The sequence below is a fragment of the Sphingobium sp. SCG-1 genome (genome assembly GCF_002953135.1).
In the GTDB taxonomy this organism is placed as follows: domain Bacteria; phylum Pseudomonadota; class Alphaproteobacteria; order Sphingomonadales; family Sphingomonadaceae; genus Sphingobium.
In genome coordinates, this window is record NZ_CP026372.1 from 583,821 (window position 1) to 598,514 (window position 14,694).

Below are 14,694 nucleotides of genomic sequence, written 5' to 3' on the forward strand. Positions count from 1 at the left end.
TCGGGGCAACGGCATTACCAATTATTGCGGCGCCGATGTTCCTTATTTCGGGGCCGGATCTGGTTGTCGCGGCATGTCGTTCGGGCATCATCGGCGCCTTCCCCGCCGCGAATGCGCGCACCCCGGAGCAGCTACAGTATTGGCTAGCGACTATTGAGGAGAGATTGGCCGGACGGGACGCAGCCAGCTACGCCGTGAACATCAACGTCTGGCCGGGCCGCTATCGCGATTTCGATGCCGTGGTCGCGGCGATGGAGAAAGCGCATGCGCCACTGGTCATCACTAGCGTCGGCGATCCGACCGATACGGTGCGGCGCGTCCATGGCTGGGGCGGCAAGGTGTTGCACGACGTAACGACGATACGTCATGCCGAAAAGGCGATCGCGGCGGGTGTGGACGGCCTCATCCTCATATGCGCAGGGGCGGGCGGGCATGCGGGCGCAGCGTCCCCGTTCAGCTTCCTTCGCGCGGTCCGCAAATTCTACGATGGACCTGTCGTGTTGGGTGGCGGCATCGGCGATGGCCATGGCGTTGCCGCCGCGATCGCGCTGGGTGCGGACATGGTGTATATGGGCACTCGCTTCATTGCTTCGGCGGAATCGATGGCCGGCGACGCGTACAAGCGCAGCGTCGTGGACGCCGAACTTTCGGACATTGTTTATACGAACGCAATTTCCGGTCTGCCTGCAAATTTTCTCAGCTCGTCCCTAGTCGCGGCGGGATTGAACCTGGCGCATATGCCTGACCTGGAATCCGGCGAACGAGCGCGTTTGCCCGCAGGCATTAAAGCGTGGAAAGATATTCTCAGCGCTGGCCATGCTTCTTCCCTCGTCGACAGCGTATTGCCGGTCGACGAAATCGTGCGCAGGATCGGGCGTGAGTTGGAGCAAGCGGTGGAAGGATTAAACGGAAAGATGGGTCGCAATCGGGTCCTTACGACCTGAAACATAAGGCCCATCATATTGAGCTGCTGCACGCTGGGCAGCTGCGAGTTGATATTGCGCCGGAAGCCCAGCTACTTGAATTCGTGACGGAGGAACTATGGTGAACGTTAATTTCGTGGCGGCAGACGGTAAGACCTGGACGGTAGAGGCCGACGAGGGAATGTCCGTTATGAAAATCGCTATGAAGAACAATATTCCCGGGATCGTCGCCGATTGCGGTGGCGAAATGTCATGTGCGACTTGTCACATCTATATCCCTGAACTGTGGCTGGATCAGGTTGGCTGCGCTTCCCGCGACGAAGTGGATATGCTGGAGATGGCCATAGATCCGCAGGATAATAGCCGTCTTTCCTGCCAAGTCATCGTGGACGACTCTCTGGATGGTTTGACGGTCGAAATACCCGCGACTCAGTTCTGAAAATCCGGCATTTGACGTTATACAAGCCCGATTGATTAAGCTGCCCCTTGCGCGAGATTTAGGCCTGCTTGTAAAGACGCGGTTTGCATGTAAATAGGTAGATAATTATAAGGAGTTCAGGATGAGTGGTGTGGGTTCGTTTGCGATAGACGGCGAAATCGGGATAATCTTTATCAATTCGCCGCCAGTCAACGCGCTCAGCGTCGACGTTCGAAAGGCGCTTTTTACAGGATTTGAAAGATATTTGTCCGACGATGCTGTGAAAGGTATCGTCGTCATGTGCGAAGGACGCACCTTCTTCGCCGGTGCTGACATCACCTCCTTTGGGCGACCCCCCGAGGAGCCCATACTGCGTACCCTCCTCGCCAAGGTCGAGGAGGGGCCCAAGCCGGTCCTCGCCGCCATCCATGGCTTCGCGCTGGGCGGCGGTTATGAATTGGCTCTCCATTGCCATTATCGCATTGCATTGCCGTCGGTTGAACTGGGATTGCCAGAAGTCAATTTGGGCCTTCTGCCCGGCGCGGGCGGAACACAGCGACTGCCTCGCGTCGTCGGACCGAAGCTCGCGCTCGATCTGATCACCAGCGGTCGCAGGGTTTCGGCCGAGGAGGCGGTAGAATTGGGTATGATTGATGGCTTGGCCAGGGAAGGCCATTTGCGTGAGGATGCGGTTGCATTCCTGCGTCAGGTGATCGTCGAGGGGAGGCCGCTTTGCCGCGTGCGCGATCGGCAGGAAAAGGTCGATCCTTTTAAAGGCGACCGCCAGCTGTTCGATGATTTCCGGGCGACGCACGCCCGGTCCTTCCGCGGTTTTACAGCGCCAGAAAACATCATCAAGGCAATTGAGGCCGCTGTAGAATTGCCGTTCGACGAGGGGATGGCGCGCGAATCGGAACTTTTCTTCGAGTTACGTGGATCGCCCAGAAGCGAAGCACTGCGCCATCTGTTCTTTGCCGAGCGTCAGGCGGCGAAGATTCCCGATGTGCCGAAGGATACGCCTTCTAGACCGATAAGGTCAGTCGGCGTGATCGGAGCGGGAACGATGGGTGGCGGGATCACCATGAACTTCCTGAATGCTGGAATCCCCGTGACTCTGGTGGAAATGAAGCAGGAAGCACTTGATCACGGTATTGCCGTTATCGGCAAGAATTATGAACGAACTGCGAAAAAAGGCCGTCTGACCGCGGAAGAACTCGAACAACGCATGGAGCTGCTCACGCCCGCCTTGGATTTGTCTGCGTTGTCAGATGTCGATCTTATAGTCGAAGCGGTGTTCGAGGACATTGCCGTCAAAAAGGATATTTTTGGCAAGCTGGACAAAATCGCTAAGCCGGGTGCTATCCTGGCGTCCAACACCTCCTATCTGGATCTCGATGAGATCGCGGCAGCCACTGGCCGTCCCGAAGACGTAGTCGGTCTGCACTTTTTCTCCCCGGCAAATGTGATGCGACTGTTGGAAGTCGTGCGCGGCGAAAAGACCTCCAAAGAGGTGATTGCAGCCGCAATGAAGCTCGGAAAGACGATAGGCAAAGTCGCGGTCCTTAGCCGGGTGTGCTATGGATTCATCGCCAATCGCATCATGTCCAAACGCGGCGAGCAATCTTATCGGCTGGTGCTTGAAGGCCCAAGCCCCGAACAGATTGACAAGGCAATCTATGACTATGGGTTCGCCATGGGGCCGTTCCAGATGGCGGATCTGGTGGGGCTTGACGTCATCAAAAGCTCGGAACGTAACCTCCGCGGCGACTTCGTGGCCGCCGGCCGTCTAGGTCAGAAGAACGGCAAAGGCTTCTATGATTATGATGAGAACCGGAAAATTTCCTCCTCGCCCGAGGCTGCACGTCTGATCACGGCCTTTGCGGACTATAAGCAGGCGAAGAACAAGGGTAAGAAAACGGAAGAAGACATTGTTGCCCGGCTATTATATCCGGTGGTCAATGAAGGTGCGAAGCTGCTGGAGGAAGGCATTGCATTGCGCGCTTCCGACATCGATATCGCAGCGGTGTTGGGGTATAACTGGCCGGCCTATATGGGGGGGCCGATGTTCTGGGCCGATACGGTCGGCCTCCCCAAAGTCGTTGAGGTCTTAAAAGCACTCGAGGCCGAGCACGGCGCGGCCTTCCGGCCGGCGAAGCTGCTCGAAGAAAAAGCGGAAAGAGGTGAGACCTTCTGTGAGTGAAATGTCGCACTATTTATAATTGATCCCAAAAGGAACGATTGATGGCCGAGGCCTATATTATCGATGCATGCCGCACACCGCGCGGAACCGGTAAGTCGGACAAGAGCAAGCTTGCCTCGCTGCATCCGCAGCAACTTGCCGCGACAGTCCTGCGTGCATTAGCAAAACGCACCAAAATCGATACCGCCGATATCGACGACGTAATCTGGTCGGTGGGTATCCCGCTTGGCAAACAGAGCAAGAACCTGGGACGGATGGCTGCGATGGACGCAGGTTATAACATCGGCGTCAGCGGAGTAACGCTTGCCCGCGCCTGCGGCGGCGGTATCACGACTGTGAACTTCGCTACGGCGTCGATCATGGCAGGAATGGAGCATTTGATTGTGGCCGGCGGTTCGGAAATGATGTCCTACACCAATACGCTTCCCCCCGATACGCTCGGCATCGGCTGTGGCAATCCCAGCTTGCGTCATCATCATCCTCAGCCCCATCAGGGTGTAGCTGCCGATGCGATTGCCGCAATGGAGGGTATAGACCGCGAAGCACTGGACCGGCTGGCAGTGGAAAGTCAGCGGCGGGCGGCGATCGCAATCCAAGAAGGCTGGTTTGAAAAGAGCATCGTTCCGATCTCTGCGGAGGACGGAACCGTGCTGCTCGCCCAGGACGAACATCCGCGTCCCCAAACCACCTATGAGAGCCTGGCCGGGCTGCGGCCTGCATTCGAGGAGGCAGCCGACTCTCCGGGTGGACCGGATGGTACGACCAATCGTGAACTGATCAACGAAGTCTATCGGGACCTCCAATGGACAGGTGCCCATCACGCCGGCACCTCGTCGGGCGTAGTAGACGGCGCGGCCGCTTTACTGATTGCTTCGGGCGACTATATCGAGAAGCACCGTCTGAAGCCGCGCGCGCGCATTGTCTCCTATGTCAATCATGGCGACTGTCCGACGCTGATGCTCAATGGCCCGGTTCCGGCAGCAAAAAAGCTGTTGGAGAAAGTCGGCTTGACCAAGGATAAAATTGATCTTTGGGAAGTGAATGAAGCGTTTGCGGTGGTCTTGGAAAAATTCATCCGCGACCTCGACATCGACCGGGATAAGATCAACGTCAATGGTGGCGCTTTGGCGCTCGGCCACCCGATCGGAGCAACGGGCTCGATACTGATAGGTACTCTGCTGGACGAACTGGAGCGCCGAGATCTCAAGCGCGGCGTTGTGACAATGTGCGCCGCTGGGGGGATGGCGCCCGCCATCCTCATCGAACGGGCTTGACACAGGACCACAAGCGCGGCCAGCCATGAAGTGCTGGTCGAGAAGACCTGTCCCGATCTCTCCAGCTTGGTCTCTTTCGAGAGAAAATCAACTGATACGATCAGCGAAAATCGCCGGTGTGCCCATACTCTCTGATAAAGGTTCGTAAACGGCTAAGGGGCAACCAAGGTCTTCGCGGCGATCAGGGCTTGCATCCCGGCAAGATTTTGACGTCCTGCGATGGTGTCGTGGCTGCGCTGGCCACTGGCGAAGTACGCTCCGCGACATTCCGACGCCATTGCGGCAGCCGGCGCGCCTCTGTGCCGGTTTGCGCTTCTTGACGCGAGGCGGATAATATCTGGCGTGCTCCGACGTGCTTTGCATGATGTCGTCGTTGTCCCTTCAGCGTCCGGTAAAGCGCGGCGGACGTTTCTCCTTGAAAGATGCTATGCCTTCACGAAAGTCTTCGGTCTGCATACAGGCGCGCGTTTCGTCCATTGAGTCTGCCAGCGCGTCGGCATAACTGGTAGCGCGCGCACGCCAGAGCTGGCGCTTGATGATGCCTCCGGTGCGTGGCGATGTCAGTCGCGCCATCTCATCGGCATAGGCCACCGCTTTTTCGACCAATGTAGATTGGTCATGAACTTGTTGAGCCAGACCGATCCGCAACGCTTCCTCAATGAATATTTTGCGCGCGGAGAGCAGCATGTCGGTAGCCGCCGCGAACCCTACGACCGCCGCAAGGCTAGACGCGAGGCCGGTCTCTGCCACCAACCCGCGATTCGCAAAGGGCGCAAGAAAATAGGCGTTTCTCGAGGCGAGGCGGATATCGCACATCACCGCGAGCGCCAACCCAACTCCGGCGCAGGGTCCGTTGATCGCCGCGATCACTGGCTTGGGTATCGCTTGGGGCGCGCTGTAGCGGTTCAGCAATTCGGGCGGCGCTATGCCTTCAAGCGCCTGATACTTGCCTTGAGCCTTCCCCCGCTCCGGTAGTGTCGGCCCTTCGCCCGATTGCGAGAAGTCGGACAGTCGCTGCATGTCCGCACCGGCACAGAAGGCCCGCCCAGCGCCGGTCAGGACGACGGCTCGTACTTGGTCATCCAGTGCGACTTCAACCATCACCCGGTCGAAGAGACGCCCCATTTCGCTGTCCATGGCATTAAGCCGATCGGGGCGGCTCAGAGTGACCAACGCTACTCTATCGTGCATCTCTAATACGACATGCATCTTTAATCCCCCAGCCTTTCCCCAAACGCCCGATGTGATCCCGCCAATACGTTCAAACGCATTTCATCATCATAATAATATAGATGTAAGGAATGTAAAATGATAGGGGAAGTCGATCAGGCTGCTTCGAGTTCGCACAGCTTGATCCCCAAAAGGATGTCTTTGTACGTGCCATTTGCTTGAAGGGATGTAGAGAGTGTTTCTACGGAATATGCCTAATAGTTTCCGCGTCATCGTCGACAGCCAGAATTCCGACTTGGTCTGGGATCGCCACGAGAGATGTGCCAAAGGCAGAGTAATGGATCGGTTCATTGGGACGACTGAGTCTTCGTGTCGTACCGTAAGACCTGAAAGCGTGGGCCTGGGCTTCTGCTCTATGCCTTTTGCCTTGTTCTAGACGGCGGCAGCTCTAAGCCAACTGGGTATGGCCTCAGGCGATTTCTGTCGAGCCACGATTCATCCGTTCACTGAGGTCCAGAGAGGAATGGTGGCGCTGCACGAGGTGTCGAAGGTTGATAAAGCTGGCAATTCGGCGCCTGCCTTGCAAGCCACGGCATTCCATAGGTGCAGACTGTCGTCAGGGGAGGGTACGGGGATGCGAGTTTTCACGATACAGCCGCCCCTCGCCTGTTCCTAAAGAGAATATGTTGAGAGGATGACATGAAAAACTCTGAGCTGCTTGCCGGGAAGCGTGCCTTAGTGACTGGCGCATCGAGCGGGATTGGCCACTATTTTGCACGGCTCCTCGCCGATCATGGCGCTCAAGTCATTGCGGGCGCGCGCAGAGTAGCCATGCTGGATACGCTTGCTGCTGAGATCAAGGCAGCTGGCGGGCAGTGCAAGATCGTTTTGCTCGACGTCGCGGACAAAGCTTCGGTGACTGCGGCCGTCGAGCAGATCGGGGTCTGCGACATACTGGTCAACAACGCAGGTATAGTGCGGGACGGCTCGGCGTTATTACAGACTGAAGAAGATTGGGACGCAGTGCTGGACACCAATCTAAAGGGCATGTTCATAATGTCGCAGGCCATAGCGAAGGGCATGAAGGAGAGAGGGCAAGGAACGATTATCAACATCGCGTCAGTTCTTGGCCTGCGACAGGCAGGTGGAGTATCGAGCTATGCGGTTTCCAAGGCCGGCGCCATACAATTGACCAAAACACTGGCATTGGAATGGGCGCGTTTTGGGATCAGGGTCAATGCTCTGGCTCCCGGCTATCTCGCGACCGAAATCAACGCAAATCTGTGGAAGAGCGACCCGGGCAAAGCGCTCATCAACCGTATTCCGCAGCGGCGCCTGGGCCAATTGGAAGACCTTGCCGGGCCGATGCTCCTACTAGCGTCTGAGCAGTCGGCATATATGACTGGCTCAGTTATTACGGTGGATGGCGGCCATCTCGTGAGCAGTCTTTGAGGAGTACCAGATGGCGAGAAAAATATATGACGATGCCGCCGAAGCCCTAGCCGGTCTGTTGTTTGATGGAATGGCCATTGCGGCGGGCGGTTTTGGTTTGTGCGGCATACCCGAGACGCTGATTGAAGCGATCAAGCGGAGCGGCACCAAGGGCATTACTGCGGTATCAAACAATGCAGGGGTGGATGATTTCGGGTTGGGCAAATTGCTCAGAACCCATCAGATCAATAAAATGATATCGTCATATGTCGGCGAAAATGCCGAATTCGAGCGTCAATACCTATCCGGCGAACTGGAGATCGAGTTTTCACCGCAAGGGACACTGGCTGAGCGCATGCGGGCAGGGGGGGCAGGGATCCCGGCGTTTTACACTCGGACAGGTGTTGGGACGCCGATCGCCGAAGGCAAGGAACTGCGCGAATTTTCGGGCGAGAAATATGTCATGGAAAAAGGGATCGTTGCCGACCTCGCAATCGTGAAAGCCTGGAAGGGCGACGAATTCGGCAATTTGGTCTACCGCAAATCGGCGCGCAACTTCAATCCCATGGTTGCAACGTGCGGCCGTGTAACAGTGGCGGAGGTCGAACATATTGTGCCTACAGGGTCGCTTGATCCTGATACCATTCATACCCCGGGAATTTTTGTTCAGCGGCTTATCCTCGCCACGATGAACGAGAAACGGATCGAGCAGCGCACGATTCGTCAGGAGGTCAGGTGATGAACGAAGCGAGATCCGGCTGGGACCGTGAGGGCATGGCGGCGCGCGCGGCACGCGAGATGCAGGATGGGTTCTGTGTGAACCTCGGCATCGGCATTCCCACTTTGGTCGCCAACCATATCGCACCGGGGATCGACGTGACCTTCCAATCTGAGAATGGCATTCTTGGTATCGGGCCCTTTCCAACCGAACCTGAGGTGGACCCGGACCTCATCAATGCAGGCAAGCAAACCATCACCGAAATCGACAGGACAAGCTATGCATCCTCTGCGGAAAGCTTTGGCATGATCCGTGGTGGTCATATCGATCTTTCGGTACTCGGAGCAATGGAAGTGGCCCAGAATGGCGATTTGGCAAACTGGATGGTACCGGGCCGAGTGGTGAAGGGGCCGGGCGGAGCTATGGATCTGGTGGCCGGTGTTCGAAAAATCATAGTGTTGATGGACCACTTGGCCAAGGACGGCACCATGAAATTCCGGAAGACCTGCACCTTGCCGCTTACCGGAACCAATGTGGTCGACGTGCTCATCACCAGCCTGGCCGTGTTCAGTCGGATGGACCGGCAAGCGCCATTCCAGATGATCGAATTGGCGCCGGGCATCAGCGCCGCACAAGTCCGCGCATCGACCGAGGCATATTTTGAGGAGAAGTTGTGATGCCGAGTGATCGCGCAAGGAACATCGCCGATCGAGTGGAAGCTTTCGTTCGTGAGGTCGTCATCCCCTTCGAAGGAGATTTGCGTTGCGGAAGTCATGGCCCTGCCGAGGCCTTGGTGCTGGAAATGCGTGCAAAAGCGCGCGAAGCGAAGGTGATGACGCCGCACATCCTGGAGGATGGGTCGCACCTGAAGCAGCGAGAAACTGCTCTCGTGCTCCAGAAGTCCGGTCTTTCCCCGCTCGGTCCGGTTGCAGTCAACACCATGGTGCCGGACGAAGGCAATATGTTCCTTCTCGGCAAGATGGCCAACCAAGCGCAGAAAGAACGATCCCTGCGTCCGTTCGTCGCAGGCGAGGCACGGTCCGCCTTTTTTACGACGGAACCGGCCATTGAAGGCGGCGCCGGGTCGGATTCCTCGATGATGAAGACAATATGTTATCGGGACGGCGACCATTGGGTCGTGAACGGGCGCAAAACCTTCATCACGGGCGCCGATGGTGCGAAAGTAGGCATCGTAATGGCCAAGTCAGAGGATGGCGCTTGCATGTTCCTGGTCGACCTGCCCGATCCCGCGATCCGTATCGAGCGGGTTCTCAACACGATCAACAGCTCCATGCCGGGGGGCACTCCGTCGTGAAGATCGACAATTTGCGTATTGCGGCCGATCAAATGCTGGGAAAGAGCGGCGAGGGTTTCAAATATGCGCAGGTGCGCCTCGCTCCGGCGCGGCTGTCCCATTGCATGCGCTGGCAGGGTGCCGCCACCCGCGCTCATGAGATCGCAACGGCTTATGCCTGCAAGCGGGAGGCATTTGGCAAGCTGTTGGTCGATCATGAAGGGGTCGGCTTCATGCTGGCCGAGAACATGATCGACTTGAAGCAATCGGAGCTGATGATTGACTGGTGCGCGGACGTGCTGGACAGCGGCGTAGCGGGAACGGCTGAAAGCTCGATGGCCAAGGTGGCTGTATCCGAAGCGCTGATGCGCGTAGCCGATCGCTGCGTCCAGGTGTTGGGCGGCACGGGAGTTTCCGGCGACACGGTGGTCGAACAGATATTTCGCGAAATCCGCGCCTTTCGGATCTATGATGGGCCGACAGAGGTCCACAAATGGAGCCTCGCCAAAAGAATCAAGCGCAATTACGGCGAAACCGTGGAGGCGGCATGAGCGCGCCCGCAGACGAAAATCAGGGCCGACAGAGGTTCGCGCGGGATATGGCTTCGATGGCCGAGCCCTCGACGTCTGGATGCGTGATAATGTCGAAGGCTATGAGGGGCCGCTGAATGTAGAGCAATTTCGCGGGGTCAATCCAATCCGACGTACAAGCTCATCACGCCGAAGCGCAATTATGTCTTGCGGCGCAAACCGCCTGGTCAGATACTAAAAGGCGCGCACGCGGTCGAGCGCGAGGCCAAGGTAATGGGTGCATTGGGCCGCCAGGGATTTCCCGTGCCTCCCAGCGGCGGCAATAGGTTGATCCTGAATGAGCTAGCTCGGCCCGGCGATGGCACTAGGACAAGGACCGACTCAATTGAGATCGAGCATAACTTTAATAGGGCGCGCGGTCGTAGGCCTGCATTAAGATTTCGAACCGTCTCTGCGTTCTTGGCCGGAAGTTGCGGTGCGAGATCCAGTAGGGATATTGTTCTTCACCGCATCGACTATGCCTTGTGCCACGACGGAGGCGCTGAGTACCCGAGGGGCGTCGGATGGCTGAAGGTTTCGATCGGGTCGGCTGCTTCCGGCCGCTCTCGTCGTCTCGTCGATACGGGTTGGGACCGGACCGGGACAGGCCGAAGTTACGCCCATCTCATAAGGCATCGTTTCCTCGCGCAACACGTCCGCCAGTGCGACGACTCCTGCCTTCGCGGCGGAATAGCCCCGATGCGCGCGAGCGGCTCGATTCCTGCCAGGGAAGCCGTGATCACGGCATAGCGCGCCCACGGTCGGTCGTGCCGGCGACGAAGCAATGGATGCCGTTATATACTGCGGTAAGGTGGATGCGGATCATGCGACCGAAATGCTCGGGCGGCATGTCTGCGAGTGTGTTGCCGCAAGCGCCGATACCGGCATTGTTGCACAGGATGTCGACCGGGCCGAAGCGGTTTTCGACGTCAATCTTGACCTGCGCCCATGCTTCTCGATTCGAGATGTCAAGCGGCGACGTTATCACTTCCCCTGCGATTTCTCCGACAACCTTTTGCAGGCGGTCTTCGTCGATATCGGCCAGTATGACTTTGCAGCCTTGGGCGGCGAACCCTTCGCCCATCGGACCGGCCCCGGCAATCCGGAGATAGTAGCGTGGATCCATGTCGCCGCCACGGTCTGCCAGATAGCCGCCCAGTAGATTGCCAAGGACCAGCGCGCTGGCCACTGTGATACCGAACGAGAGGCCGATATCCGCCAATGTCATGCCATGAATGCGGACCAACAGCGTCGGCCCCCATGCCAACATACCATATCCCGGGAACGATCCGGCAGCGACGATCAGCACGAGGTTACGATAGGTTTTGAGGCGCTAGAGCGTCTTGAATGTTTCCTTGAAACTCATGTTCTCTATCGCCTCGGCGATTCTGTCCGACTTGCCGCGCGGTATATCCTTCATAAACAATAGCGGCAGAGCTAGAAGAAGGCCCGGAACGCCGACCAGAATAAACGTCAACCGCCAGTCGAATGCCTGTGAAAGCCATCCACCCAGGGCGAAGCCCAGCCCCATAACGATCGATTGGGCGCCAGAAAGGACCGCGATGGCGCGCGCCTGCAAATTGGGCTCATACATCTCCGATGTGATCAAGTGACTGGCTGGAATGCCGCCGCTTTCGGAAACGGCCACGCCCACGCGCGTGAAGGCAAGTTGCCAGAATGTCTGTGCCAGTCCGCCTAGGCCGGTCAGAAGGCACCAGACAATAACGCAGCCTGCAAGCACTTTGCTGCGCGGTTTTCGTTCAGACAACCATGCGAGCGGAATGGCGGCAGCCGCATAAAAGCCAGCGAACCTCAGTCCGGTCAGGAAACCCATGGCGGTGTCGGACACCCCGAACTCTCGCTTTATCGGTTCGAGCAGGATACCCACAATTTGCCGGTCAATATAATTTGCGACTGCGACGAGGCAGAGCACAGCCATTATGCAGTTGCGCGCAAAGGGGCGGGTGGCTGGGGTCACTGCTCTTCCCGTCGAACTAGTTTCGCGCATCCACCTCTCCATCCGCAGATGAGGCTAGAAAATTCAGCTATTATCGTTCGATATCAATCATATGGCAGCGCTCATCGGGTCAAATGAGGTCCGATGGTTCCTTCTTGCTTTCGGTTTTAATTAGTTTAATCATAGTACCTGTTAGGGTGCAATTGGAGTTAGTGTCAGGCGTTCTGGGGGACATGCTTCAACGGCGAATCTGCGCTCGTGAGGCAGCCGACCACTAAGTCCAATTGCACAACCTTTTGGGAAGCCGCGTAACAAGGCTGCGGCGTAATGATGGGCAAACGCCATCATGCGCTGAATATAGAGGGAGGAGTGTGAATATGCAGAAATTCATGAAATTTGCCTTGTGTTCCACTGCGCTGTGCGGCGTGAGCGCTCCTGCGTTCGCTCAAGGTGCCGGCGCAGGTGATAATCCGAGCCAAGGGGGACTTGCGGATATCGTCGTGACGGCGCGCAAGATCTCCGAAAGCCTTCAAGATGTCCCGATCGCGATCACTGCGGTTTCCGACGAGACAATGCGCAATTTGCAGATTGCAAACTATTCGGACCTGTCGCGGATCACGCCTAGCCTGTTCATTACGCGTTACAATTCCAATCCGGCTTCGCCGCTCATTACGATCCGTGGTGTTGCGCAGCAGGATGTTATCCTGAACATCGACACGCCAATCGGGGTATATGTTGACGGGGTTTATTATCCCCACTCGTTCGGCCTGGACGCGTCAATGATCGATATCCAGCGCGTTGAGGTTCTCAAGGGCCCTCAGGGAACGTTGTTCGGCAGAAACACGACCGGGGGCGCGATTAGCGTCACTTCGCGCGATCCCGATCTGAATGAATTGGGCGGCTTCATCGACGCCAGGGCTGGCAACTACGGAGCGGTCAACCTCAACGCTGCGGTCAATGTGCCATTGATCAAGGACAAGCTTGCTCTGCGTATGGTCGGGTCGCAGGTCGCGCGCGACGGCTATGGCCACGACAGCTCGGGTCGCTCGCTCAATGATGAGCGGTCGCAGTTCATTCGTGCCAAATTGCGATGGGAGCCAAGCGACTCTTTGAGGGTTGTGTTGTCCGGCGATTATCAGAAGCTGACCAACCATGGTTCGGCCACGCATCTGACAGGCGTGAACGACATGCCTTCCACCGTCGCCAACACGCCTGCTATCGCGGGTGCTTTCCGGCAAGTCGCGGCCCAATCGGGCCTGACACAGTCCAATGCCGATCTGCTGACCGCCCGTAATATCCTGGCGAGCTACATATATGGTGCGGCGAATGGACCGACGAACTTCTATGATTCGGTTAGTGCTACACCTCAGTCGAACTTTTTCGCAGGCCGGGGGCAGCGCGGCTATTTCTCTGGCGGCGGCGTCGGGCTCGACATCAATTATGACTTCTCGGACAGCATGACACTCCGGTCGATCACGTCGTTCCGCAGCTTTAAGCGTGAGGATTTGAACGAGCTTGACGGCACGCCTTTTAACATTCTGTTCGCGGACAGCTACAGCAATTCGGACTACTACGCACAGGAACTGCAGCTTGTGGGGAAGATGGAGCGGTTTGACTGGATCGTCGGCGCCTATGCCAATATCGAGAATGCTTTCGAGGGATCGCAATCTGAGTCCGTGCCAGCCGTAAACCCGAACAACCCCAACAATAATATCGCCGAACTAAAGCAGACGAGCGAGGCACTGTTTGCACAGGCAACATATAGCTTTACCGACGAGCTACGGTTTACCGGGGGTGCGCGCTATACTTGGGAAAGTAAGGACAACGTCTCGGGCAACAACGTCGGACTCGCCCGTACCTGCTCGATTCCCGTGTCACTTCTGGATACTCCGAGCGTTTGCAAGGCGACGTTCAAAAACAACTTCTCCGACTGGTCGTACCTCGCCACCCTTGATTTCAAGCCGAGCGAGCGGGTCCTGCTCTACGCGAAGACCTCCCGTGGCTTCAAAGGCGGCGGCCAGAACATCCGGGGTTCGGGTAACATTGCTTCCTTCGCGCCATTTGCCCCCGAGACAGTGACCGACTACGAATTAGGGTTCAAGACGGACATGCTCAACCGCCGGCTTCGGGTTAACGGCGCCGTCTATTATTCCGACTATAACGACATTCAGCGCAGCGCCCGCATATTGGCTCCAGGTGGCGCGGTTGTCTCGCTCGTCACCAATGCTGCCAAGGCCCGCATCAAAGGTGCAGAGCTGGAAGTAACGGCGCAGCCTGTGCCGGAACTGACGCTCGGATTTTCCGGTTCGGTAACAGATGCCAAGTACAAAACGTTCAATGATGCGCAGTTTGGCGACCGTTCCAGAGAAGTGTTCCCGATCCCCAAATATATGTATGCGGTAACAGGCGTATACGAGATCCCAACTTCTAACGGGACGGTAAAGCTCGCGGCTGATTGGTCTTGGCGCAGTCGAGTGGTTTTCGCACCGGCAGCGATTTTCAACAGTCAGGTCGCTCAGGCAAGTTATGGCCTGCTAAATAGCCGGGTTTCCTACGAGATTGAGGCTATGGGTGTTGAAATTGCCGGGTTCGTAAAGAACCTGACCAAGAAGGAATATTACGCGGCCAGTGGGTCCTTCGACAATTCACTGGGCTTCAACGTCAACTATGTCGGTTCCCCACGCACCTATGGGATCCAAGTCATCAAAAGGTTTGGAGGCGGCTGAGTTTGCTCCGGGCG

12 protein-coding genes and 2 pseudogenes are annotated in these 14,694 nt (G+C 57.1%); 10 read left to right on the forward strand and 4 right to left on the reverse strand.

Going from position 1 to position 14,694, the window contains the following annotated elements:
- Window positions 1–35: 35 nt before the first annotated feature.
- The 4 genes from C1T17_RS02600 (at window position 36) to C1T17_RS02615 (ending at window position 4,815) form a co-directional block, all read left to right on the forward strand.
- Complete coding sequence (locus tag C1T17_RS02600) at window positions 36–944, forward strand: NAD(P)H-dependent flavin oxidoreductase (RefSeq protein ID WP_223262761.1); 909 nt, start codon at window positions 36–38, stop codon at window positions 942–944.
- Window positions 945–1,041: 97 nt separating this feature from the next.
- Window positions 1,042–1,362, forward strand: a complete 321-nt coding sequence (locus C1T17_RS02605) for a 2Fe-2S iron-sulfur cluster-binding protein (protein ID WP_104952080.1) — start codon at window positions 1,042–1,044, stop codon at window positions 1,360–1,362.
- A gap of 121 nt (window positions 1,363–1,483) precedes the next feature.
- Window positions 1,484–3,541, forward strand: a complete 2,058-nt coding sequence (locus C1T17_RS02610) for a 3-hydroxyacyl-CoA dehydrogenase NAD-binding domain-containing protein (RefSeq protein ID WP_104952081.1) — start codon at window positions 1,484–1,486, stop codon at window positions 3,539–3,541.
- A gap of 41 nt (window positions 3,542–3,582) precedes the next feature.
- Entirely contained in the window at window positions 3,583–4,815 is a 1,233-nt protein-coding gene (locus tag C1T17_RS02615; protein WP_104952082.1) for an acetyl-CoA C-acetyltransferase, read from the forward strand.
- Between the two features lie 381 nt (window positions 4,816–5,196).
- Here C1T17_RS02615 and C1T17_RS02620 read toward each other — a convergent pair whose 3' ends face one another.
- A complete protein-coding gene (locus C1T17_RS02620; protein WP_104952083.1) occupies window positions 5,197–6,024 on the reverse strand; it encodes an enoyl-CoA hydratase-related protein in 828 nt (275 codons plus the stop codon).
- A gap of 660 nt (window positions 6,025–6,684) precedes the next feature.
- Between C1T17_RS02620 and C1T17_RS02625 the strand changes: the two genes are divergently transcribed.
- The 5 genes and pseudogenes from C1T17_RS02625 to C1T17_RS20925 all read left to right on the forward strand — a co-directional run.
- Window positions 6,685–7,437, forward strand: coding sequence for an SDR family NAD(P)-dependent oxidoreductase (locus C1T17_RS02625; protein WP_104952084.1), 753 nt, complete (start codon window positions 6,685–6,687; stop codon window positions 7,435–7,437).
- 10 nt (window positions 7,438–7,447) lie between these two features.
- On the forward strand, window positions 7,448–8,155 hold the full coding sequence (locus C1T17_RS02630; RefSeq protein ID WP_104952085.1) for a CoA transferase subunit A: 708 nt from the start codon (window positions 7,448–7,450) through the stop codon (window positions 8,153–8,155).
- On the forward strand, window positions 8,155–8,811 hold the full coding sequence (locus C1T17_RS02635; RefSeq protein ID WP_104952086.1) for a 3-oxoacid CoA-transferase subunit B: 657 nt from the start codon (window positions 8,155–8,157) through the stop codon (window positions 8,809–8,811). Before C1T17_RS02630 ends, C1T17_RS02635 begins: the two co-directional genes overlap by 1 nt.
- Window positions 8,811–9,979 (forward strand): annotated as a pseudogene (locus C1T17_RS02640) (acyl-CoA dehydrogenase family protein). Before C1T17_RS02635 ends, C1T17_RS02640 begins: the two are co-directional and overlap by 1 nt.
- Window positions 9,951–10,264 (forward strand): annotated as a pseudogene (locus C1T17_RS20925) (phosphotransferase); the annotation flags it as partial. The pseudogenes C1T17_RS02640 and C1T17_RS20925, both read left to right, overlap by 29 nt.
- A gap of 126 nt (window positions 10,265–10,390) precedes the next feature.
- On the opposite strand, the gene C1T17_RS22065 reads toward C1T17_RS20925, so the two are convergent.
- The 3 genes from C1T17_RS22065 to C1T17_RS02655 are packed head-to-tail and all read right to left on the reverse strand — an operon-like array spanning window position 10,391 to window position 11,975.
- Window positions 10,391–10,756 carry an SDR family NAD(P)-dependent oxidoreductase gene (locus C1T17_RS22065; RefSeq protein WP_189338469.1) on the reverse strand — a complete coding sequence of 122 codons (366 nt, stop codon included), beginning with the start codon at window positions 10,754–10,756 and terminating at the stop codon, window positions 10,391–10,393.
- Window positions 10,737–11,306 (reverse strand): SDR family oxidoreductase, encoded by a 570-nt coding sequence (locus tag C1T17_RS21885; protein WP_104952087.1) that lies wholly within the window; start codon window positions 11,304–11,306, stop codon window positions 10,737–10,739. Before C1T17_RS21885 ends, C1T17_RS22065 begins: the two co-directional genes overlap by 20 nt.
- A gap of 24 nt (window positions 11,307–11,330) precedes the next feature.
- A complete protein-coding gene (locus C1T17_RS02655) occupies window positions 11,331–11,975 on the reverse strand; it encodes an MFS transporter (protein WP_189338470.1) in 645 nt (214 codons plus the stop codon).
- Between the two features lie 356 nt (window positions 11,976–12,331).
- Here C1T17_RS02655 and C1T17_RS02660 point away from each other — a divergent pair, with 356 nt between their 5' ends.
- Window positions 12,332–14,680: a TonB-dependent receptor gene (locus tag C1T17_RS02660; protein WP_104952089.1), complete on the forward strand. Its 2,349-nt coding sequence runs from the start codon at window positions 12,332–12,334 to the stop codon at window positions 14,678–14,680.
- Window positions 14,681–14,694 lie beyond the last annotated feature (14 nt).